Here is a 22,811-nt window from a genome sequence, read left to right on the forward strand (position 1 = left end):
TATCACTATTTTCTAATCTGATATTTATTAAACCCCTGTATTCTTCCTTTCAACACAACTCTATGATAACTTCTATTTTTTGTAACAATCATTCCCACAAAACTTCTCAATAATTTTTTCCAATATTCAAAAATGTAGAAATAATTTTTTCTCAATTTTACTTCTTTCTTCACTAACGCTCCATAACCTAAAGCATATTTATAGGCTCTCTCTAAGTCAGCGTAATTCCCTTTTTTTGCTGGATGAAAAATGATATCATTCGCATAATATCTACCTTTATAACCTTTATGCAACAGTGTTAAAACATAATCCGTTTCTTCTCCACTTCCAAAAACCGAACCCACTCCTAAATTTTCATCAAATAAGACAATTTCATCTTGTCTATAATTCACAAAAAAAGTTATTGATTTAACTGTTTTTGAAACATTGTTTGGCTTTATATCCATATCAGTAGTTTCCATTATTCCTGTCCCATAATCTTTCCCACGTTCAAGTGTTCGACATGAATAAATTCTATACGCCTTTTTCTTCTCAAAAAACGACACTACTTTTTCAATCGTATCTGGCTGATATTCGCAATCATCATCAGGAAAACCAATGATTTCCCCTTCTCTAGCTATAAGTCCTTTATTCCTATTTAAACTCAATCCTTTTTGAGAACTTCTTATATATTTTATTTCTATCTTATCTTCATATTTCATTACAATATCTAACACTCGTCTATCTGGATTCTGATCTACCACTATTAATTCAAAATCCTGGTAAGTTTGTTGTACTAAACTTTGTAAAAATAAGTCAAGCTCTTTTGTAACATTAATTGTAGGCATAATCAATGAAACTTTCATCAATTTCCCTCCTTTTCTCTATTTTATATCTACAATCGCCATATATGGCAAGTGATCAGATAATTTTGTCCAATCTTGAGAACTATCTTTTATGAAATAACTTTCTTTCACTTTCCATTTATTTGATTTACTTCCAAAAATATAGTCTATTCTCGGATCTTTTAATGTTCTAAGATTTTCTTTTTTATCCTCCATATAAGTATCTCTCCAATTTCTAGTAAGTCCTGAATAATAAGTTGTTGTTGGTAAAATATTCAAATCTCCACTTAAAAATTTAATATCATCTTTATCAAAAAAATTCGTAAATACATCAAGTGAATCCATTTCTTCAGCCTTCAACTTAGTTTGAAAATCCAAATGTGTATTCATAATCAAAACTTTTTTCCCAAATGCCTTTTTATCAAGTTCAGCAATTATCACTTGTCTTCTTTCAATACCATCGGATGGCAATTCATACGAATAAATCTTTTCTAACGGATATCTTGAAATAAAGGAAATTCCATATTCTCCACCGTCATAATTTCTTGATTTTTGAAAATAATAATATTGATATCCTAATTCTGCTGCTATATCCATTGTTACATCTCTAAATTTACTTCTTTTAGTGTATTTATCTACTTCTTGAAGCGATACAAAATCTGGCTTATACGGTTTTATACTCTCTCCTAATTTTCTTCCATTAGTTAATCTCGCACCATAAATATTATAAGTCATTAATCTCAATTCTTTTGCCCAGCTAACGGTTGCTCCTGCAATCATTAACGACAACAATATTTTTTTAAATTTACTCATTTTTCTAATTTATCTCCTAACCTTTTTTTGTCCTATCATTGTAGATGAACTTTTCATTCAATTATATCACTTTTTTTTATATCTACCAAATTTTTCTTACCTTTTTTCTTTTAAATAATATCTAGCAATTATTCTAGCCTTTTTCACTAATTTTTTTACTCCTGATAAATGTTTTGTTTCCAAAAATAATCTAGCCTTTAAACTGCTCCAACTATCATTCCACCAATGTATTCCATAAGTTTCAGGCTTTATGCAATCATCTGTATATTTTTCATGAAAACCGTAAGGATAAAAATATTCTTTTGGAAAAATCACTATTTCTCCATTTTTCAATAAATTTTCTCGTTTTTCACTCAAATTATATCTTTTCTCAAAAGTGTAAGTAAAAATTTTTGGTATTGTCCAAATCGGTTTTTCCCAAATATCTTTTTCATAAAATTCATATATATCTTTCAATACTTCATTGTGCTTCGTTGTCCCAAAAATTCCGACACTTATGTGCTTCTCGTCTTCGTAACCTATAAAAAAATTCATTTTTTTTGATTTTTCATTATTTTGTTCTTGAAAAAAAGAAATTTTCTCTTCTAAAATCGGTGTTAAATCCTTTATTATTTCCATATCTGTGTCGACATAAATTCCTGAATTTTCATACATAAAATGCACTCTCATATAATCTGAAACATATGCCCACAAGCGTCTTTCATAACACTCACGAAAAAAACTATTTTTCGCAAAATGTTTTTCCATATCAAAATTTTTCTCATTAATCTCAATTATCTCAAAATCTGGTAAATTCTTTTTCCAAGATTCCAAACATTTGTAGAAAATATCTGGCTTTTTTGCATTTCCTATCCAAACATAATATATTTTCTTTTCTATCATTTTTTTCTCCTATTTTTTAAACTAGAGCTTTCTTGCTCTCAATTCTCCTGTACATAAAATCAATGCTGAAAACTACTACATAAACTGCAACTAACATTGCCATATTTTTGAATAATCCTTCTCCAAAAAATGAACCTCTTGGAATATAAAATAAATTTGGAATAAAATAGTAACTTGTTAGCAATAAAAATCTATTTTTTACAACGTATTTTTCATATTTAATAATTAAAATTCCCAAAATTATCGAAATCAAAATTATCCAAAAATATCCTAAATCATACATTTCTGCTATATAATTTGAACCAATTCCTTCTCCCTTCAAATACGCAGCTGGATTTAGCTCATAAGTTAATTTATCCGCAAGTGAATTTGTTTGTAACAATGTTTCAGGCGATTGTGGTTGAAATCCAAATAATCCTTGCAAAATATACGGATATGGACCAATTCCAACTATTTTATTCTTTAAATCAATCGTATATCCTAAAACCAAATAACTTACACCTTGCGAGAATAAAAAATCATACACAGTTTTTATCAAATCGAAACTGAATATTTTTTTACTTCGAATCGAAACTAAGACTTGTGAAAATATCATTGTAAATCCAACTAATTTTACCATTGTCTTAGCTTTTATTTTTATTCCATAAACTTTCGCATAATACCACATTATAAATAGTAATTGTGTCAAAAATATCGCTCTAGCACCTTTAAATGAATCTAATAATTTTACCATCAAATACAATCCAGAAACTGTTAAAAACTTTTTCTTTGTCGGAATAGAAATTAAAAATATCAAAAATCCTATCGTCATCACGGTTCCAGACCCTTTTGTGAAAAACGGATACTCTACACCCTTCAAAATTCCCGTATAATACGCTTCATACCCAGCTTGTAAAATAACTTTCAATTGTATAAACATTTTGTAAGCTAAAGCTGGTAAAGAAATAATGAATAATGTCAATCCTACATTTGAATATAAATTATTACTCGCTAATGTAATTCCACCTTTTAATTCTATTTCATCTTCATTCAAAATTCCTATAAAAAATCCCAAATGAGTACATAACAAAACAATCAAAAATACTATTATTATTTCCTGCCTAACCTCATAGAAAAAATAATAATTTGCAAACTTCGTCGCCCAACCAAACTCTTTATAATTTACAACATCTAAAAAAACTCTTGTAAAATTAAATAAAAATGATGTGTACAAGAAAATCATATACGAATTTAACCAATCAAGATAGATTTTCGCTGTAACAAACGTGTAAACATAAACTCCCATCAGTAAATATTCTAAAAATTTCGTTTCTACAATTTCATTTGTATATACTGCACTAGTCTTTAAAAAAAACACAAACGCAATTACAAACAGATGAAAAACTAGAAAAAATATTTTATCTTTTTTTATCATCTTTCCTCCTTTTTTATAATAAAGTTATTTTCTCGTAACCTTTGAAACCATATAAATTCCAATCGGTAATGCTAAAAACAAAAACATTTTTGCTTCATTCGCTTTCCATATTTTACTAAAATTATATCCTGCAACTTTACAAAATTTATAATAAACTGCATTATTCAAAATTTTTTCTTTAAAACTCATTTTATGCCTATTTCTCTCATTATGATACAATGCCTGTCCTCTCGGATTTCTCAACAACAAATCATTATATTTAGAAGTCAAACCATCATTTTGATATTCTTTTATCTCAATTTTTTCATTCACATAAAACATTTTATATCTCTCAGAAATTCTATTATAAACAACCGCTTCCGTCGTAAATTTTTCGCCTTCAAATACTGGAAACGGATATTTTTTTATAACTTCCGTCTTAAACATCAACCCTTTGTCGCCCTTCACGCCAAACTTATTATAAATATCAAATTGAGACGCAATCATTTTATTTTCAGGAAATTTCGTTCCAATAATTTTTCCATCAGGATATATCGATAAATAGCCCATTCCAGCAATTTTATCAAAACTTATTTTCTCTGATTTTTTCAACTCTTCCCAATATTCTAAAATCTTTTCAAGTCCATTTTCCACATACTCATCATCAGAATCCAAACACACAAATAATTCTCCTTGTGCCTTTTCCACTCCAAAATTATATGCTCTTTGTTTCCCCCCATTTTCCTTATAAAAATACTTAATATCCAAAATCTTTTCTCGCTGAAACTCTTCCACAATTTTCCCAGTATTGTCTGTCGAACCATCATCGACAATCACCCACTCAAAATCCTTAAAAGTCTGTTTTTTCAACGATTCATACAATTTTTTCAATAAATTTTCACGATTATATGTTGGAGTAAATATTGTAAATTTCATTTTTCTCCCTTCTAATTTTTTCATTATCTTTTTTCAGTATATTATATCATTTTATTGACTTTTTTGTTATCAAAAATTAATGCTTCTATTCCACAATTTTTCGCCTAATCGATTTATCAAAATTCGTCAAAATATTATCTTGAATTGTATTTGCCCATTTTGCCATTTTTAATAACGTTATTTCTTCATCACCTTGAACACCAATAATTACAGCTTTATCTCCTACAGAAACCCCCTCAATATCTGTCACATCAACCAAAATCATATCCATGCAAACCTCTCCCAAAATATACGCCTTTTCCCCTTTTATCAAAATATATGAATTACTTGATTCTATTTGTTTTTTCAACCCATGTGCATACCCAATCGGAACAATCGCTACAACCGTATCTCGCTCTAATAATCCATTATTTCCATAAGAAACCTGCTCCCCCTTACGAACCTTACGAAGACTAATTATTTTTGAATGAAGATTTATCACTTGCTCTAATCCAACCCTTTCTGAAAGCGGTTCCATCCCATAAATCGCCATTCCCACTCTTCCAAAATCATAATTATACTTTTTCCCATACTTAAATAACAACGGACTCGCCTGTAAATGAGTATATCTATAATCAATTCCCATATTTTGAAAAATTTTCAAAAATTCCTCATACTTTTTAACTTGTGCCTCTGTTTTCTCAAGATTTTCACTGTCAGAAATATGAGAAAAAATTGATACAATCTCTAACTTACCTCTATTTTCAACAGTTTTAACATCTTCTACCTTTTTATCACATTCCAAAAATCTCTTATTTTCATTTCTAACTTGAAATCTTTTTAAAATACCACACAATTCTTCTATTTCATCCCCATCAAATCCCAATCTATTCATTCCAGTATTTAACTTTATATGAATTTTTATATTATTTTTCCCCTCTTCCAAAATTTCACTAAAAATTTTCTCATATTCTCGAAACTGAAAAAGACTGTAAATCGTCAATTCAATCCCATTTTCTACAGCTATTCTAATATCTTCAACTTCCGTATAATTCAGCATCATAACATTTACTTCTTTCAAAAATTTTTCCCTCGAAATTTTTTTTATCTCCAAAGCCTCCTCGATATAAGCAACCGCATAATAATTACACCCATTTTCAATCAAAATCGGTAAAATATTCTCAATTCCCAAACCGTAAGCATCATCCTTCAAAACATAAATGATATTTTCATTTATGCTTTTAATTTTTTCTAGATTTTTTTCTATTTTATTTCTACTAATTTCTAAATCAATTAACATTCTTTTTTCCTTTTTTATTTTCTATTTTTTTATTATCTTACTAAAAATTTTTCATTCTCTAAGTCATATAATAAAAATTTGATATTTTTCTATTTAAAACACATAATACATTTTTAATTATACTAAAAAAGACTAGATTTTTCTATAATTTTCTAGTCTTTTCAAAAATAAATATTTTTCTATTATTTCAATTCGTCCGATAATCCCCATTCCCCATTTACTTTTTTAAGAATACATGGAATATTTTTTTCAATCACTATTTCTGATGTTGTATTTTTCAATGCAATCTCTATTTGATTTATAAGTTCATCATAAATAATGTTGATAACTCTAATTTTTTCATTCTCATTACCTGGTTTTTCCATAAAATCCAGTTCATCTTCACTATTATAACCTAGCTTTTTTAATATTATTGCTGCAATATCCTCATCTGAAATTTTATCTAAAGCTTCTAGCCCTTTATTTAAATCTTTCATTTTCATATCATATACTACATCAGCGGTATTTTCATCAATAAATTTAATTTTCTTTACAGAAAATGAAATAGACACATTTGATATAAAAACATCTATAAATTTCTTTTGATATTTTTCCTCTAACTCTTTTTTTCTCGAACTACTCATTTTAATATCTTTATCAAACAAATCAATATCTTTATCAAACAAATTCATATTGCCTTTTTCTACTTCTTTACTCATTTCTGCTATTGCGCTGCTAAAAATTATTTTTGAAATAGGTTGTAAATCTCTTTGTAGTGCTTTTTCTATTTTAGAAGATTCACTTTCCATCACTTCTTGCGATATTTGAACACCTTTATTCTTCTGAAGAGTAATCGTCCCCGCAAATCCATTTCCCATAACTGCTAACATCATTACAAACAATAATTTTTTCATAAACTTCTATCTCCTTTGTGAATTTTATTTTTTATAAGTATTATAACACAAAATTCTATTTGATTCCACACTTTTATTTTCTATCATCAGAAAAATATTCTAAAATTTCTTTTACAACCTCGTCTGATTTTAAAATGCTTGTATGAGTTTTCCCGTCAATCACTTTAAAACGACAATTTTTCAATCGAGCAGTTTCAATTGGAACCATACCGTCATCTTTTCCTTTTATCATAAGCGAATACAAAGGATTATTTGTTTTATTTCCAATAATTACATAACAATCGTAATCTGGTTCGCCTAGCTGATTCACAAAACTATTTTCATTAACTTTTATTTGTCTCACGGCTTTTCCTAAAATTGGACTCAATGCTTCAGAAAAAATATTATCGGCTATAGAACTTCCATGAGAAGGCGGAGAAATAAATACAACTTTTCCCAATTCATCGATTTTACTCTCTTTCAATTTATGTCGCAAAACAACTGATCCTAGTGAATGAACTACAAAATTCATTTTTAATTTTGATTTGCCTTCATTTAATCTTCTCTCATTCACTTGCTCTAATTTCTTCAATTCTCCATCAATTTCTGGATTAATATATTTTTCAACCATTCCTTGAATATCTTCCTTCGTTGTCGGATACTGAATACTAATTCCTGCATATCCTTTTTCTTCCATCTTCCCCTTAATGTACGATAAATCATCCAATTTTCCATAAATACCATGAATAAACACAACGATATCTTTATCAGTCGTATTAATATTTCCAAACTCTTCCACTTTAAATTCATGAGTCAATATTCCCGCTCTAAGTGTAAATCCCACTAACAATGGTAAACCAATTACCGCTAATACATTTTTCATTACTACTCCTTTCATATCCGATTTCCCCTCTCATTTCCTATCCAAACTTCCAACAATATACTCACATCATTTAAACTTAATATTTGTGTAAAAAATAATCATCGTTTTATATTTGATTTTAAATCAGTTTCACTACAATATCAATTTTTATTAAATATAATAATAATGTAATAATTTAGAAAAAGACTAGTTTCCTAGCCTTCTTCTTCTATATTTTAATCTTTCATCAATTCTGCATTTTCCATTATAAACGGTCTTGCAGTCGGTTGTCCCCATTCAGTATCGTATTTATTTGTCAAATATTTTTTAAGTTGAGCTCTATTCTCAAATTTTATAGCTTGATACGGTTCTTGGAACGCCAATTTTTCTAAGAATAATAATTTTCCATCTTTTAATTTCAACAGAATTCCTGTGTGACCGATGAAAAGTGTGTTTTCTTCCTCAGGTGAAATTTGCGAATGGAAAAACATCGAAATCATTGAGATTTTATCATTGTTTGAAAATTTTACTCCTAGTCGATTCCATTCATCTTTTACTTTTTTCAAATGCACATTCACGTTTTTTGTATTTTCCGTAGCTATTGCTGAAAATATCGTTTTAAAAGTCTTTTTCTCTGTGTCATTAAATAACAGAAAAGGCACATTATTCAATGCTTCTTCGTCTAAAAATAAACTTTTTGTCTCATCTTTAAGCGAAAAAGTACTCGTTTTCAAAAACTGTCTCATAATAGTAAACGATGTTATTCTACAGTTAAATCCTGGAAATTTAGGATTTTTCTCATCCCACAATTTTTGAAGAATTTCTTCGTTATAATCTGGATTTATATTTTGAGAAATTTTGAATCCTTGTTTAATTAATTCTTGATTTTTTACAGAATCATTAAAAAAATTCACACTTTTCAAAAATAAATCTATGCTTTCTTGATTCACTCCTGCATCTTTTAAAGCGTCAGCAGCTTCATTTTGCGTATCTTTATCAACCAAATTTGAATAAACTAATTCCTTTAATTCCTTATTTTGATTCGATTTATTTTCAGGTTTTTTTACATCTTCCTGTTTCACACCAGTTTTCCCAGAATTTGAAATATTTTTTTCATCTTTACTAGAATTTGAACAACTCATAGCTGCAATTAAAAGTCCAATAATTAATAATTTCTTCATATTTTTCTCCTTTTACTCCTGTTATTTTTCCTTTTTACGAAAGTCTATTTTTAAAATCCTCATACTTAAATGTTCGTATTACTTTCAATCCATCTTTTTCAGTATAAACTGCAATTGACGGCAAGTTTATTCCATTAAAAGTATTTGTTTTTACCATGCTGTAGTGTGCCATATCTGTAAAAATCAATTTATCTCCAACTTTTACAGGCTCATCAAATGAATAATCTCCAACAATATCTCCTGCCAAGCATGTAGGCCCACCTAATCTATAAGTATATTTTTTCTCATTAGGCAATCCTGAACCGAATATAAACGGTCTGTAAGGCATTTCAATAACATCTGGCATATGACACGAAGCCGACGTATCAAGCAACAAAATATCCATCTCATTTTTTGTAATATCTAAAACTTCCGATACCAAGAATCCTGTATTCAACGCAACAGCTTCTCCTGGCTCCAAGTAAACTTGCACATTGTAAGTTTCTTTTATATGATTTATACATTTTATAAGTTTTTCTACATCGTAATCTTTACGTGTAACATGATGTCCACCACCAAAATTTACCCATTTCATTCCATGTAAATATTTCCCAAATTTTTCCTCAAAAACTTTCAAAACATTTTCCAATGCGTCAGAATTTTGCTCACACAAAGTATGAAAATGCAATCCTTCCAATCCTTCTAACTCATCTTCCTTAAAATTCTCAATCGTTACTCCAAATCTCGAATATCTCCCTGCAGGATTATAAATTTCTGTCTCAACTTCTGAAAATTCAGGATTTACACGTAATCCACAACTTATATGTTTTCCAGTCGCTTTTATTTTCTCTTGAACTCTTCCCTTAAATTTATTCCATTGTGCAAACGAATTAAACACAATATGATTCGTAATATCCAAAATTTCATCAAATTCATCATCACGATAAGACGGATTAAAAATGTGAGTTTCCAATTTTTTCTTAGTAAATTTTTTCTCCATTTCCTCATATCCTAATTTTGCCTCAAAAAGCGAACTTGCCGTAGTTCCATCTAAATAATGTCCAATCAACGGATAAAAGTAAAACATCGAAAATCCTTTTTGTGCCAACAAAATCTTACATCCTGTTCTATCCTTAACATCTTTTAAAATTTTCAAATTTCTTTTCAACAGTCTCTCATCCACCAAAAACGACGGTGTCGGCAGATTTGTAATATCTATATCAATATATTTATTTTTTGCCATAATTATTCCTCCCTTAATTTACTTAGATTTCCCATGAAATAATTTCTCGTATTCCTTCTTGAATTTTTCATCCTCTAAAATTTTTTTCTCAAACAAATCTTTTCTATTTTTTATAGTTTTTTCAATCGCCTTTTTATACCTAAACTCATCAATTTTCGCATGATTTCCACTTCTCAAAACTTCTGGAACCTCATATCCATCAATTTCAACAGGTCTTGTATATTGCGGAAATCCCAAAAGACCATTATAAAATGAATCTGTTTCAAATGACTCTTTTTTTATAACGCCTTCCTTTATTCTACTAATCGAATCCAATAGAACCAAACTCGGTAAATCACCACTACTCAAAACATAGTCTCCAATCGAAATTTCCTCATCAACAAATTTTTCAATCACTCTCTCATCAAGACCTTCATATCTACCAGAAATTATCACTAACTCTTCTTTTTTCGCCAATTCCATAACCTTTTGATGATCTAAAGTCTTTCCTTGAGGAGTCACAAAAATAACATGTGGCTTTTTAAATTTTGAATTTTCAGATTTAAAATCTTCATTTTCATTTCCAATTTCATGATTATTTTCTCCATCTAAATCCTCTTCATTCAAATTTTCTTTTCCATAAAAATCAAAATTCTCTTGAAAATAATTCCAATACGCCTCTGGCTTCAAAACCATTCCAGCCCCTCCACCAAAAGGCATATCATCCATCTGATTGTGCTTATTTCTCGCATAATCCCTAATATTCACAATATCATATTCCATTTTTCCAAGCTCAATAGCCCGTTGTAAAATCGTTTGTGACAAATACATCTCAAAAACTTCTGGAAATAAAGTCAACACACTAATTTTCATCTGTTTCCTCTCTCATTCCCTCAATCAACTCCACATCCATTTTATTATTATCAAAATCTATTTTTTTCACAAAAACATCTATTTGCGGAACCAATATTTCTTTATGGTTTTTAATATCTTGAATTACCAATATATCATGAGCTGCGGTCTCCATAATGTCTATAACTTCTCCAATTTTTTCACCTTTTTCAAAAACTTCTACTCCCAGCAAATCCTTTAAATAAAAATCGTCTTCTGTTTTTTCTGGAAGCAAGTCCCGTCTTATCTTTATTTGAAGTCCATTCAACTCTTTTGCCAAATCAATATTATTTATTCCCTCAAAATTTATAATCGCTTTTTTCTCATTAATTCTTTTAACACTTTTCACCAAAAGAACCTTTCTTCGAGTATCCTTTTCAAGCAAAACTCTTTCACCAACAATAACATCTATACCTTCAAACATCGAATTTATCTTCACGCTTCCCGTCAAATGATGCGTTCCAACGATCGTCCCAATATTAACTAAATTTTCCATCCTTTTCCTTTCTTATTTCGTTAACATATTCTCATTTATCTTTTACACTACTTTCTAGATTTCTTAAAATTTCTACTTTCTTCTGCAATTATTTTCAATTCTTCCAATGAAGTATCATCAAAATTTGCCGCAACCGCTGAAATCACACCTTCTACCAATGGTGCATCTGCAATTTGTGCATTTATTTTCCCTTTCAAACTTTCGATTGCTTGATTTGCATTAAAAACAGAACTTCCCATATCGACAAACACAAGAACTCCTTCTCCTTGATCTGCCTCTATAATTGCATCTTTCACATTGTCGACATTTGTTCCGTAAATCTCATTTTTTACGTCTCCACCATTTTTTATTTCAAAATCTTCCTGTTGCAAAACTTTTGCAAAATTAATAATTTCTTCTGCCAATTTATTACTATGGCTTACTACTACAATTCCCACCATTTTAATCGTTCTCCTTTTATTTCTATACTTTTACTAATTTTCTCCCAATAATCTATCTAAAATAATTGATACTGCACTTCTCACACATAAATGATTATATTTTGTTTTACCTCTAATCGGCTCCAAAATTTTGTATGACATATCCATAATTTCGCTTGTCAATCCCCAACCTGTTCCAAACAATATTAAATACGGTGCCTCATCTTCAACCATTTCTTTTCCTAAATCTTGATACGACGTAGTATTAGGAAATATTCTTGCTGAAGTTGTTATTATTTTTGGCTCTTTCCCTTCTATTTTTTTTATTGTCTCAATTGCAGTTTCTACAGAATTTTCTAAATCCGTATTTTCAAAAGCCTCTTTTCTATTTTTATTAAATTCTATCCCGTCACCTTCTGTCCAATAATTAATAATTCTATTCGTTAATTCTTGTTGTGCATCAACAGGCGTGATAATAAAATATTTTTTTATATCATATGTTCTACAAGTTCTCGAAATATCATGAATATCAAAGTTCGTTACCGATGTTGCTACCACTTCCTCATTTCTATTATACACTGGATAATGAACTAATCCAACATAAATATTATCTCTCATCTTTTTCTTTTCCTTTCTCTTTCTTATTTTTTCTATGATTAGAATATATCTTTATCCCGTATTCTTTCATCCTCTTATTATTTTCAGTATAAGACAAAATCATTATAAATAATAGCACTGTCTGTATCCAAAAAATTACAAAATCAGTAGAATTATGAGCAATTACTCCTAAAATTAAAGATATCTTCAATATATTATTCTCATTATTTCTCATTATTTCATAAATGTATCTCAAAAAAACAACTAACAATGCCAATGTTCCAACAACTCCATAACTCAAAAGTGATTCAACCAATGCGTTATGAGAGTGTGGATAAATAAAATTTGTAAATTTATAATAATAAAAATTTCCGTGTCCATAAAGAATATTTGTCTTTTCGAATATTCCAATTGCTATTTTTATTATATCCACTCTCAACCAAAAATATTCTATAATACTTTTTTCTCGCAAAAATGGGAAAAATCCATAAATTACTCCGATAATATAACTAACCAAAACTACTATTGTCGCAATAAAATATTTTCTTTCAAAAAAGTAATAAAATAACACGAATACTCCAACTGTTATTCCAATTAGAGCCGATCTCGAACCAGATAAAATCAATGTTGCTATATTCAAAAAGAATATCATAAAATTCCATTTTGATTTTTTCTCAAACGCAAAATATAAATTCGCAACTGCAATCATCATCATCACACTTCCTAAATAATTTGGATTGTGAAAAGCGAAATATCCAGCTCTTTTTCTTGTAATCAAATATTCAATAACCCCTGTCACAAAAGGCAAAACCGAAACTTTACAAAGTAATTCCAAATTATTTTTTTTCGTACTACTTTCCATAATCAAGGTGTAATACCTTCCGACCATAACACACAGCAAAATCGGTATCGCTATCAATCCGTACCAGTTGTCATATATCATAGCCATCACAATTGAAAACCCTAAAACTATTTCGACTACAATCAGAGATCTGTCTTTCAATATTTTTTTATATTCGCCAGAAAAAAATAAATCTATCAAAATCAAAACTGTAAAAAGTACCACAAACCAATAATGGACAAAAATCGATACTCCTAACAGCGTATACAATATTCGTAAATAATTATCATTCGTCATATTTGCTATTTTCAAGTTTATTCCCCTCTCTTTTTAATGAGAGCTAAATTAATATCCTCTCACTCAGTTTTCATTTCAAAATTTTAATAACTATTTATCAAAATTTAAAGCACTCCATTTTCAAATGCATAAGGATTGTACTTACCTTTTCTAGTTTCCAAACTTCCGATTATTTCTCGCACTTCCTCTGGACTCTCAAAAGTGAAATCCAATCTCAATTCATCAAAGTTACATTCCAAAATTTCATCCAGTTTAGGAATCAAATTCATCGGCTTATCCAAATACAACTCAATATTATTCAAATCATTTTTCAAAACTTTATATTTGTCGTAAAATTCTCCCTCAAGCTCCTTATATTCCTCATCAAATATTTTATGCTCAATATACATTCCCTTCAAATATCCGTAAATTACCAATCCTTTTTTTACTTTATCTGATTTTATATTTCTCAATTGTCGATGATTCAACTCAGGCGAAATAAAAACTGTTTCTATATTTGGAAATCTCGAAAACATTTCTATTGTATGATTATTGAAAATATTCAAATTCCAGTCAAGCGACTGTCCCTTCAAACCATTTTTCTCTCCCATAATCGCCTGATACAAGTTTGAAGCCAAATTAGTATCCACTTTTATCTTTCCTAAATTTTTCTCTTTTGCAACATCATACTGTTTATGATAAATCTTTTCAATTCCAGCCTCACGACAAGCTCTCTCTTGCTCTTCATTTGACACTAATGCCGAAAATATTGGCGTTACAGTCTCTGATTTATTCTCAAAATGATATTCTTTCTTTTCAGGTGCCTTTCTTCTATACGATTGCAACAATTTTTCCTGTAATTGAGCCACACATTCCCGTTTCAAAGCCTTCAACTCACTAAATGGAATAAATGTTGTCCCATCATAGTCAATCGAAATATTCCCCAACTCAAACGACGTATCACCCAATTCTCCTAATTTTTCTGCAATCTGTTCTTTCGTTATCACTCTCTTGGCATCTTGCTCCAAAATATCTCCTTTTGCAACAGCCACAATCTTCTGACCCCTTATATTCTCAATTTCAAATTTCAATTCCAACTCTTTTCCTTTTTTAGCAATCAATTCCCCAGCTATCGTTGAAAATCTCTTTGAAACCTTTATATTATGAATAATTCTATCATTTATCTCTTTAGAATAATTTTTATAAATATATTTTGTTCCTTTCGGCAATTTTCCAATCGAAATCGTATCATTTTTCTGAGCTTTTTGAACTTTTTCTCCATTGAAAATTATTTTGTTTACATATTCTCCCGAAATCGCCTCAAAGTTTTCATCTACAAACTGAACTCCATCTCCTAAAATCAAGTCATCATCAATTCTAAAATTATTCGTCTCACCAATTCTCACTCCTAAAAAGTACCCAAAATTAGATGAATACTTAAAGTTCATAAGTTTGTTATCCAAATAAAAATATCCTTTTGAATATCCTCGATTAAATAATTTGTAACTTTCTGTAGGTCTTGGTGTCCCCTTCAAAATATTATCATAATAACTCACTGTTTCAAATACATACTCACTAGATTTTTTACGCCCTTCTACTTTTATTCCTTCAATACCAATTTCTTTTAGCATATTAATTTCCTTCGCCTGTAACAACTGGTCATTTGGACTCAAAAAATATGCCTCTTTCCCTTTCTCATCAGTAAATTTTTTTCTGCAAGAATACGCACAAAGTCCTCTATTTCCACTTCTTCCTCCAATAAAACTACTGATGTAGCAATTTCCTGAATACGAAATACAAAGCGATCCAGACACAAAAATCTCTAACTCAACATTCGTCTTCTCTCGAATACTTTTTATCTCCTCAAACGACAATTCTCTCGCCAAAACAACACGATCCAACCCTAATTCTTCCAGTTTTTTCGCTTCAACATGATTAGCAACCGTCATTTGTGTACTTCCATGGACTCTCAACCCTGGAAAATTCTCTTTTATAAATTTTATAAATCCTAAATCCTGAACAATTACTGCATCAATTCCATGTTCGTAAACTCTTTTTACATTATTGTACATACTATTTATTTCTGTATCTTTTAATATCGTATTTAATGTCATCGAAGTCATAATTCCTCGCGAGTGAGCGTAATCAATCGCATCCAGCACTTCATTTATCGCAAGATTTTGATTATTTCTTCTAGCTCCAAATCCTCTTAATCCAAAAAATACTTCGTTTGCTCCTGCTTTTATTGCTGCTTCTAGTTTTTCATAGTTTCCAGCTGGTGCAACTATATTCATAAATCCTCACTTTCCTATAAGAGCTCAGTTGCCACTCTCAAACTCGGCTTTTGTTACAAAATTTCTACGCTCTCATTTTAAAAATTATCTTCTCACTTCTTTATATTATAACAAACATTTTACTTTTTTACCAAATTCTTTTTCACATTTTTATTAAAATAAAATTAAGAATGTCTTCGTTACTGTCCATATAATGATTTTACATAATCCGTTTTCTCATTATTCTCATCATAAATGTATATTGCTTCCTCTATTTTAAAGCCTTTTTTGGCATCTTTTACCGCTTCCAATAGACAAATTTTAGCGTCATTTCCGTATTTCGTGTAACAATTTTTCATTCGTTTTGGTTCTAGATTATATTTTTTTAGAAGTAAAATTACTTCAACTAGCCTATCACTTCGAAATACTAATGAAAAACTTCCCATATTTTTCAACAAATAACTTGTAGCTTCTATAATATCCTCCAAAGTTAAGTCAATATTGTGTCTTGCTCGACTTAATTGGTCTAAATCATTTATCTGATTCAAATCTCCTGTAAATTCAAAATATGGAGGATTTGTGACAATCGCATCAAATTCATCTCTTTTGAATAATTTTTTGAAATTTTTTATATCATCAGACAATATTTCTACTTGATTTTTTACACCATTGTTATTGATATTTTTTTTAGCAATTTCTGACATAATTTCCTGTATTTCAATTCCAACTATTTTTGCTTGTGATTTTTTTGCTAATAATAATGAAATTATTCCACATCCAGTCCCAATATCTAATATTTTTTTCGTTTTTCGATTAATTTTAACAAAATCTGCTAGTAAAACCGAATCTAAAGTAAAATTTTGAAAATCATTTCTTTGAATAATTTCCATATCTTTTAATGTTGTTCTCGTTTCTTCTCCTGTTTTCTTCATTCTTTCCACCTTTAATTTTTTTGATTGTTCCTTTTTCTCATTACAAAAATTAAAAATATTTTATCAAAAACTTGTAATGACAAAAAGAAAAAATAAAAAACTACATCTCAAAAAATTCAAATAAATCTAATTTCTCAAGATGTAGTTATTAAAGTACTTTAAATACCTTCAAAATTTCTATTGTTGTTTATTATTGACCTTGGAAAGGTGAGAATTGGAATTCAATTCTTCTGTTTTCAAATCTTCCTTCGTCAGTTTCATTTGTAGCAACTGGTTCTCTTTCTCCCATTGAGTCAACTCCAATAACTCTAGCTGGATCCAATCCGAATTCAACTAATTTATTTCTTACGCTAATTGCCCTTCTCATACCAAGTTTCATATTGTATTCGTCAGAACCTTTAGAATCTGTATGTCCAATAATTCTAATTGCATAATTTTTTTGTTCCGCATATGCTTTAACATTTCTTAACAATTCGAAGTATCTTTCTTTTACTATATCTTTATCGAAGTCAAAATTCAATTTACCTGCATCTAATACAACAACTTCTTCTTTAGGTTCAACTTTTACTGCTTCTGCTCCTTCTTCTTCAAGTTCCAAAGCATTAATTCTAATTGTATTTTCTCTCATTTGAGTAGTTGTTAATTTTCTAGCCATTACTGGTGCAGAAACTAACAACATTGCTAATAATCCGATTACTGTTGATTTTCTAACCATTGTTCTGCCTCCTTCTCTAATGATTTATATTCTGGAGCATTTCTAGTTGGTTTGTTTTCTTTTAAATACTCTTCAATGTGATCTAATCTTTCAGTGTTATAGTTTACTAATCTTGCATTTGTACAAGATAAAGCTCCTAAACCTAACGCTAATAATGCTAATTTTTTCATTACATTTCTCCCTTTCTAAAATTATTTTATTATATATTTTTTTAAAAAATTATATACCTAATCTAATTATAACTAATTTTTTTGTTATTGCAAATTTTTATTTCATTTTATCTTGAATTTGATCTAATCTTTGTTCCATTTTTTCCAAGATTTCATTATTTTTGTTAAATGTATCTATGTTATTGTTGATTTGTGTTACTCTTTTTTTGATTCTTTGGATTTCTACATCCATTTTTTCACTTTCAGTCATATTTTTTTCTTTAGCTTTCATTGCTTTTATTTCTGCTTTTTTAGAATTTACTCTTTTTACTCTAGGTGCTGTACCAGTTGTTGTAGTTCCAGTCACTTCTACTGGAGTTACTTCTACTGCTTGCTCAGCTTGTCTTTGTTTTGCTACTTTTAGTAATCTTTGTACTGCTGCATCAGTATTTGATTTTCCTGCTGAAAATGATAATTGACTTACTACTAATACTGATAATGCTGCCATTCCGATAATTTTTTTCATATTTTCTTCCTTTCTCATTTGACTTCTTATTCTTCAGTATTTTTATTATTTTTTATTTGATTTTTTTACTACTTTTTTTGGTTTTTGTGAAGATCTTCTTGAGTCAACTTTTTTTGAAGATTGTTTTCCTAAAACATCATTATATCCAACAACTTCCGCTTCCTCTCTCTTAACACTTCTTACTACTCTTTCATAAAAATCAACTTTATCAGCTGCTTTTTCTGAATTGTATTGTAATCTTTCCATTGGAGTTTTTGGTTTTGGTGCTTCTTCTTTTTGATCTAAGTATTCGTCTACTGTCCCATCTGACATTTCTTTTCTAGCTTCATCCATTGCTTTTTGAGCATCTTTAACTACTTTTTCTCTTTTTACTTTTACTGGTTCAGTTTTTTTATTCAAATTTTTGTAATAATCATTTCTAGCTTCTTTTAATAAATCTTGTGCACTTGCTCCAAACACTTGAGCAGATGCTGCTAACACTAATCCGATAAATAAAGTTTTTTTCATATCATCCTATTCCTTTACTATATTTTTTATTGCATTACTGATAAAAGAGTTTCTAATTCAGCAATTCTAGTTTGTTTTTGTACAATTGTTTTTTCTAAATTTTTGTAATATTCATCATAGTTTTTCAATATTTTTTTGTACTCATCTCTATGCCATCTAACTTCTGAATCTTTTTTCAATTTTTCTTGTAATTTTTCTTTTCCTATTAATTTATTTTGTAAATCTTCAACTTCTTTTTCCAGTCTGTCTTTCTCATTTTGGAATTCTGCTTTCTTCTGAGCTTCTTTTTGCAATAAATCGTTAAATTTATTTTCAATTGCATTTAAACTCGATTCCAAACTGTTTGTGTTTGGCGCTGAATATCCAATTACTGATACCATAATAACGCCCGCTATTAGCAATGCTTTTCTTTTCATTACTAGACCTCCCATTTTTATAACTGTCTTTTTTTCTCCTTAACTTTTAGTTACATTGTATCAAAAAAAAAATAAAAATACAATTAAAATTTTAATTTTTTAGCATTATTTTTGAATTTTTTTTTAAATTTATGAAAAATTACCCAAAATTTAACAATAAAGATTAATAGTATTCTCATTTTTTTAATTTTTTATACTAAAATATTAACTTTAATTATTAAATCTGATCCAATAATTCAAATAATTCATTTGCTGATTGAATGGTTTCTATTTTTTCTACTAAATCTTCTTCATACGACAATTTAGAGATTTCTGCTAACAAGTCTAAATGTTCTTTTTTTTCACCTTTAGGTGCTGCTATCATAAAGATTAGTTTTGATGGTTCTTCATCCATGCTATCAAAATCAACTCCATTTTTTGAAATTCCAAATGCTAATGCAATTTTTGAAACACATGGAGATTTTGCGTGTGGTACCGCGATATCATCTTGCATTCCTGTAGAGCATAATTGTTCTCTTTCTAATAATGCTTCAAGAAATTCTTCAGTACTATCTTCTGGGATAACTCCAGTTTTTACAAATAATTCTGTCATTTCATTAAGTATTTCTTTTTTTGTTGTCCCTTGCAAATCTAAATTTACTCTTTCCACTGTTAAATAATCTTGTATTCTCATTTTACTTCCTTTCTTTCTACGAAAAATTGTCATAATTTCTTAAAATATCCTCTATTATTTCTTTTTCTGAAATTTCAGATAAATTATAAATCAAGTAATCTTTTTCCTTTCTAAACCAAGTCATTTGCCTTTTGGCATATCTTCGACTTTCTCTTTTGATATCTTCTATCGCTTCCTCCAAAGACACTTTTCCATCGAAATAATTAAACAATTCTTTGTACCCTATCGCCGATATTTTATATAAACTATCCTCATAGTTATTATATACTTTTTTTGCCTCTTCGACAAGTCCTTTTTGTATCATTATGTCAACTCTTTTATTTATTCTTTCGTACAATTCTTCTCTATTCCTAGTCAAAAACACCTTTAAAAAATTATAATTATTTTTTTTAATATTTTTTACTCGTAATTCACTAAATTTTCCACCAGTTATTTTGCAAACTTCTATTGCCCTAACTAATCTCAATTTATTATTCAAATCAATTTCATTGTAAGCCTGTAAATCTAGTGCTTTCAAAATTTCTTGCAATTCTTCTAACGATTTTTTTTCTAAATCTTTTCTTATCTTCTCATCTTTTGTTGGCAAATCAGAAAATCCATCTGTTATTGCTCTTATATAAAGTCCCGTTCCACCAACTAAAATTATATTTTCAGCATTTTCTTCTTTTTCGTGCAAAATTTTATTCACTTCTACTTCAAAATCGCCAACAGAATAATCTTCATCAGGTTCCACAACGTCAATCATATAATGTTTGATTCCTTGCATTTCATCTTCTGTTACTTTTGCGGTTCCAATGTCTAAAAATTTATAGACTTGCGAGGCATCAGCCGAAATAATATCCGCATTCAGCCTTTTTGCAAGTTTTATTGATAAATCAGTTTTCCCAACGCCTGTAGCTCCACTAATTATTATTCCTTTTAATTTTTTATTCATAATTCTTTCTTTCTATAATACATATTCAAATTCATATCCAGCAATTACAATAATGTCGCCTTCTTCAACTCCAGCATTTTCAAGCTCTGTTTCCATTCCTAAACTTCTCATTTTTTGTAAGAAATTAATAATTCCTTCTTCACCCATAAACACATATTTTTTAAGTACATCGTCAACAATTCTTCCATCAACTTCAAAAACATGTTCTTCAAGTTTTCTAATTTCCCAGTCTTCTTTTTTATTAATTTCTCTCAATAATTCATCTACTGAATATTCTTCTTCCAATTCTTCCCTAGGAATTTCTTGAATCATTTCCCAAGCCTTATTTAATACAGGTTTTAGTCCTTCATTTGCAATAACCGAAACTGGATAAACGTATTCAACTCCATTTTCCTTCACAAATTTTTCAAATTCATCTAATTTTTCTTCTTCATAAAGCATATCAATTTTATTTGCTACAACAATTTGTTGCTTTTTAGATAATTTTTCACTATAATTTTTTAATTCTTGATTTATTTTAATAAAATCTTCCTTTGGATCTCTTCCATCAATTCCTGAAACATCAACGATATGAATTATCAATTTACATCTTTCAATATGTTTCAAAAATCTATCTCCAAGTCCTACTCCTTCGTGTGCCCCTTCTATTAATCCAGGAACATCCGCTATCACAAAACTTTGCTCATCATCTACTCTCACAACACCTAATTTTGGTTTCAACGTCGTAAAATGATAACTTGCAACTTTTGATTTTGCGGCTGAAACTTTATTAATAAAACTTGATTTTCCAACACTCGGATAACCAACCAATGCAACATCAGCCAATAATTTCAACTCTAATTTTATTTTTAATTCTAATCCTTCTCTTCCACTTTCTGCCAATTTTGGTGCTTTTTTTACTGAAGATTTAAAATGGATATTTCCACGTCCTCCATCTCCACCTTTCAAAAACACAACCCTTTCATTAGGATTACTCAAATCCAATAACAATCTATTCGATTCAAAATCTCTAATCATCGTACCTACAGGAACTTTTATCACTAAATCTTCTCCTGATTTCCCAGTACAACGAGCCGCACTCCCTTTCGTACCATCACCAGCTTTAAATTTTTTGCTACTCTTAAAATCCACCAATGTATTAATATTTGGATCTGCAATGAAAACTATGTCTCCACCTTTTCCTCCGTCTCCACCATCAGGTCCTCCAAATTGTACGAATTTTTCTCTTCTAAATGTAGCAGCTCCATCTCCACCTTTTCCAGATATCACCGTAATTACACTTTCATCTATAAACATTTATTTATCACCTTTTTCTATTTTATTATACTCCACGAATTATAACATAATTTCTATGATTTTGTAAGATTTATTTTAAAAGGGAGCCTAAAACTCCCTTTGTTACACAATGCTTTTTTTGCTAGTAATTTCAAGCCAATTTGATTCTAACATCATGCTTGACTTTTAAATAAATCCAATGCTGAAATCTGTGTTTTAACAAGTTCTTGATATCGTTCTGGACTAAACTGTTCTTTTCTTTGATAGAGTATTTTTCCTGATTTATCTACTCGAGCAGAATAAGCTCCTTCCCAGTCTTTTTCAAATATTGGAAATAAACTCCAGTTTGTTTTTCTGACAATTCTTTCTCGTTTCATTAATGTTAGCAAGTTTGGCTCATTGTTTTTTAAAATTTTTCTGCTTTCAGGTTTTGAAGGAACTACTTCTAAATTTTTGTCATCAATAGATGTATTATTTTCTGGCTTTTTAGGTTCAGCTACTTCTTTTACAGTAGAATTCGAAAAAATCCGAAAACCTGATAACAAAAATGTGAATAAAACTGTGTCTGAAAATTTAAATTTGAAAAAATTTCTAAAAAACTTTTTAACACTTTCCGTTAACTCTCTTAATTTACTCGTCACAGCAGCT

The 22,811-nt window shown here is 29.1% G+C and carries 26 protein-coding genes; all 26 read right to left on the bottom strand.

Annotated elements, in window-relative coordinates; all coding sequences use genetic code 11:
* Positions 1-5 precede the first annotated feature (5 nt).
* A complete protein-coding gene (locus J4863_RS06485; RefSeq protein WP_211617978.1) occupies positions 6-845 on the bottom strand; it encodes a glycosyltransferase family 2 protein in 840 nt (279 codons plus the stop codon).
* Between the two features lie 18 nt (positions 846-863).
* The gene (locus J4863_RS06490) at positions 864-1,637 is read right to left on the bottom strand and encodes an endonuclease/exonuclease/phosphatase family protein (RefSeq protein WP_211617979.1); all 774 of its coding nucleotides are present in this window, start codon (positions 1,635-1,637) and stop codon (positions 864-866) included.
* A gap of 96 nt (positions 1,638-1,733) precedes the next feature.
* Positions 1,734-2,519 (bottom strand): glycosyltransferase, encoded by a 786-nt coding sequence (locus J4863_RS06495; protein ID WP_211617980.1) that lies wholly within the window; start codon positions 2,517-2,519, stop codon positions 1,734-1,736.
* Between the two features lie 16 nt (positions 2,520-2,535).
* On the bottom strand, positions 2,536-3,933 hold the full coding sequence (gene wzy / locus J4863_RS06500; protein WP_211617981.1) for an O-antigen polysaccharide polymerase Wzy: 1,398 nt from the start codon (positions 3,931-3,933) through the stop codon (positions 2,536-2,538).
* Between the two features lie 24 nt (positions 3,934-3,957).
* Positions 3,958-4,848, bottom strand: coding sequence for a glycosyltransferase family 2 protein (locus J4863_RS06505; RefSeq protein ID WP_211617982.1), 891 nt, complete (start codon positions 4,846-4,848; stop codon positions 3,958-3,960).
* 85 nt (positions 4,849-4,933) lie between these two features.
* Complete coding sequence (locus J4863_RS06510) at positions 4,934-6,127, bottom strand: alanine racemase (RefSeq protein WP_211617983.1); 1,194 nt, start codon at positions 6,125-6,127, stop codon at positions 4,934-4,936.
* A 182-nt stretch (positions 6,128-6,309) separates the two neighbouring features.
* Positions 6,310-7,020, bottom strand: a complete 711-nt coding sequence (locus J4863_RS06515; protein ID WP_211617984.1) for a hypothetical protein — start codon at positions 7,018-7,020, stop codon at positions 6,310-6,312.
* Positions 7,021-7,093: 73 nt separating this feature from the next.
* Positions 7,094-7,897 carry a triacylglycerol lipase gene (locus J4863_RS06520; protein WP_211617985.1) on the bottom strand — a complete coding sequence of 268 codons (804 nt, stop codon included), beginning with the start codon at positions 7,895-7,897 and terminating at the stop codon, positions 7,094-7,096.
* Positions 7,898-8,097: 200 nt separating this feature from the next.
* Entirely contained in the window at positions 8,098-9,042 is a 945-nt protein-coding gene (locus J4863_RS06525; RefSeq protein ID WP_211617986.1) for a DUF4300 family protein, read from the bottom strand.
* A gap of 34 nt (positions 9,043-9,076) precedes the next feature.
* Positions 9,077-10,264: a carboxynorspermidine decarboxylase gene (nspC, locus tag J4863_RS06530; protein WP_211617987.1), complete on the bottom strand. Its 1,188-nt coding sequence runs from the start codon at positions 10,262-10,264 to the stop codon at positions 9,077-9,079.
* An 18-nt stretch (positions 10,265-10,282) separates the two neighbouring features.
* Entirely contained in the window at positions 10,283-11,116 is an 834-nt protein-coding gene (trmD, locus tag J4863_RS06535; protein WP_211617988.1) for a tRNA (guanosine(37)-N1)-methyltransferase TrmD, read from the bottom strand.
* Entirely contained in the window at positions 11,106-11,630 is a 525-nt protein-coding gene (rimM, locus tag J4863_RS06540) for a ribosome maturation factor RimM (RefSeq protein WP_211617989.1), read from the bottom strand. The genes trmD and rimM overlap by 11 nt, the downstream gene beginning before the upstream one ends.
* Before the next feature lie 47 nt (positions 11,631-11,677).
* Complete coding sequence (locus tag J4863_RS06545; RefSeq protein WP_211617990.1) at positions 11,678-12,070, bottom strand: PTS-dependent dihydroxyacetone kinase phosphotransferase subunit DhaM; 393 nt, start codon at positions 12,068-12,070, stop codon at positions 11,678-11,680.
* Between the two features lie 33 nt (positions 12,071-12,103).
* Positions 12,104-12,667 carry an RNA methyltransferase gene (locus tag J4863_RS06550; protein ID WP_211617991.1) on the bottom strand — a complete coding sequence of 188 codons (564 nt, stop codon included), beginning with the start codon at positions 12,665-12,667 and terminating at the stop codon, positions 12,104-12,106.
* The gene (locus J4863_RS06555; RefSeq protein ID WP_249111488.1) at positions 12,657-13,799 is read right to left on the bottom strand and encodes an O-antigen ligase; all 1,143 of its coding nucleotides are present in this window, start codon (positions 13,797-13,799) and stop codon (positions 12,657-12,659) included. The genes J4863_RS06550 and J4863_RS06555 overlap by 11 nt, the downstream gene beginning before the upstream one ends.
* A gap of 89 nt (positions 13,800-13,888) precedes the next feature.
* On the bottom strand, positions 13,889-16,057 hold the full coding sequence (locus J4863_RS06560) for a U32 family peptidase (RefSeq protein WP_211617992.1): 2,169 nt from the start codon (positions 16,055-16,057) through the stop codon (positions 13,889-13,891).
* A gap of 179 nt (positions 16,058-16,236) precedes the next feature.
* Positions 16,237-16,968: a tRNA1(Val) (adenine(37)-N6)-methyltransferase gene (locus J4863_RS06565; protein ID WP_211617993.1), complete on the bottom strand. Its 732-nt coding sequence runs from the start codon at positions 16,966-16,968 to the stop codon at positions 16,237-16,239.
* 190 nt (positions 16,969-17,158) lie between these two features.
* The gene (locus J4863_RS06570; RefSeq protein ID WP_211617994.1) at positions 17,159-17,683 is read right to left on the bottom strand and encodes an OmpA family protein; all 525 of its coding nucleotides are present in this window, start codon (positions 17,681-17,683) and stop codon (positions 17,159-17,161) included.
* Positions 17,662-17,853 (bottom strand): hypothetical protein, encoded by a 192-nt coding sequence (locus J4863_RS06575; protein WP_211617995.1) that lies wholly within the window; start codon positions 17,851-17,853, stop codon positions 17,662-17,664. The genes J4863_RS06570 and J4863_RS06575 overlap by 22 nt, the downstream gene beginning before the upstream one ends.
* Positions 17,854-17,950: 97 nt before the next feature.
* Complete coding sequence (locus J4863_RS06580; RefSeq protein ID WP_211617996.1) at positions 17,951-18,358, bottom strand: FAD-I family protein; 408 nt, start codon at positions 18,356-18,358, stop codon at positions 17,951-17,953.
* A 45-nt stretch (positions 18,359-18,403) separates the two neighbouring features.
* Positions 18,404-18,865 carry a hypothetical protein gene (locus J4863_RS06585; RefSeq protein WP_211617997.1) on the bottom strand — a complete coding sequence of 154 codons (462 nt, stop codon included), beginning with the start codon at positions 18,863-18,865 and terminating at the stop codon, positions 18,404-18,406.
* A gap of 26 nt (positions 18,866-18,891) precedes the next feature.
* Positions 18,892-19,281, bottom strand: a complete 390-nt coding sequence (locus tag J4863_RS06590; protein ID WP_211617998.1) for an adhesion protein FadA — start codon at positions 19,279-19,281, stop codon at positions 18,892-18,894.
* Between the two features lie 217 nt (positions 19,282-19,498).
* Positions 19,499-19,954 (bottom strand): PTS sugar transporter subunit IIA, encoded by a 456-nt coding sequence (locus J4863_RS06595; RefSeq protein WP_211617999.1) that lies wholly within the window; start codon positions 19,952-19,954, stop codon positions 19,499-19,501.
* A gap of 16 nt (positions 19,955-19,970) precedes the next feature.
* On the bottom strand, positions 19,971-20,888 hold the full coding sequence (miaA, locus tag J4863_RS06600; protein WP_211618000.1) for a tRNA (adenosine(37)-N6)-dimethylallyltransferase MiaA: 918 nt from the start codon (positions 20,886-20,888) through the stop codon (positions 19,971-19,973).
* 12 nt (positions 20,889-20,900) lie between these two features.
* A complete protein-coding gene (gene obgE / locus J4863_RS06605; RefSeq protein WP_211618001.1) occupies positions 20,901-22,184 on the bottom strand; it encodes a GTPase ObgE in 1,284 nt (427 codons plus the stop codon).
* 152 nt (positions 22,185-22,336) lie between these two features.
* Positions 22,337-22,804 (bottom strand): hypothetical protein, encoded by a 468-nt coding sequence (locus tag J4863_RS06610; protein ID WP_211618002.1) that lies wholly within the window; start codon positions 22,802-22,804, stop codon positions 22,337-22,339.
* Between the last annotated feature and the right edge of the window lie 7 nt (positions 22,805-22,811).

This window comes from Leptotrichia sp. oral taxon 221 (assembly GCF_018128245.1).
Classification (GTDB): domain Bacteria; phylum Fusobacteriota; class Fusobacteriia; order Fusobacteriales; family Leptotrichiaceae; genus JABCPH02.